Annotated in this window: 1 protein-coding gene; it reads right to left on the minus strand. The window is 82.4% G+C overall.

Features of this window, described 5'->3' with window-relative positions:
• Positions 1–1,060 (minus strand): hypothetical protein (locus tag BKE38_RS32560; RefSeq protein WP_420014345.1); only part of this gene is annotated, 1,060 nt, incomplete at both ends.

Genomic DNA, 1,060 nt, shown 5'->3' on the forward strand with positions numbered 1-1,060 from the left:
GACAGCGGCGGCGTCGCGCCGGGTGGCAGCCGCCGCCGCGCGCCCGGCGGCCTCGCCTGCGGCCTGGGTCGCGGCCTGCAGCGCGGCCTCGGCGGCGGAATCCTCGCGCTCGGCGACGCGGATGTTCTCCTCGAGGGCGTCGACGGCGGTCTCCGCCTGGCGCAGGCGCTCGGCGAGGATCGCCGGGTCGCGGGCATCCTCGGGGATCTGGCGGCGGCGCGCGGCGGCCTCGTGCCGCGCCTCGCCCTCGGCGGTCGTCGCGGCGGCCAGGGCTGCGTCCGCTGTGGCGAGGGCCGCCACCGCCCCGGCCAGCGCGGCCTCCGCCTGGGCGAAAGCCTGGGCGGCGGCCGGGGCCTGTTGGGCGATGGCCTCGGCGGCGGCCAGGGCGGCCTCGGCCGCGCGCGCCGCGCTGGCGGCGGCCTCGGGCGCCAGGGCTTCCGGCAGGCGCTGGCGCAGGTCGGCCGCGCGGTCGCGGCTGCGGGACACGTCCTGTTCAGCCTTCGCCAGCGCGCGCTGGCGATCGGCCAGCACCGTCGCCGCCTCTTCCGCAGCCGCGCGGGCGGCTTCGGGGTCGGCGAGCTCTCCCGCCGGCGCCTCGGCCGGGGAAGGATGGTCGAGCGCGCCGCAGACCGGGCAGGCCTCGCCTGGGCGCAGCCGGGCCGACCAATGCGCGGCGGCGGCGGCAAGCGCCGCACGCTCGGCCTGCTGGCGGGCGGCACGGGCTTTTTCCAGTCCCTCGCGCGCGGTGGTTTCGGCGACGGCGGCCCTGGCTAGCGCCTTCTCCTGCCGCCCGATCTCCGGCGCCAGGTCGGCGAGAGCCGCGGCGTCGCGCGCCTGGCCGGCGGCATGGTCGCGCGCCGCCAGCAGGCCCGGGCGCTGCTGCACGGCGGCGGCGGCGGCCTGCCGGGCGGCCTCGGCGGCGGCGCGCGCCTCGCGCCGGCGGGCTTCCTCCGCGGCCGCCCTGTCCCGCGCGGCGGCGGCGGACGAAAGGCCCGCGGCCGCCGCGGCGGCGCGCGTCTCCAGCGCGGCCAGGGCAGCGGCGGCGCGCTGCGCCTCGGCC

Source organism: Teichococcus deserti (assembly GCF_001982615.1).
GTDB classification, from domain to species: Bacteria; Pseudomonadota; Alphaproteobacteria; order Acetobacterales; family Acetobacteraceae; genus Pseudoroseomonas; species Pseudoroseomonas deserti.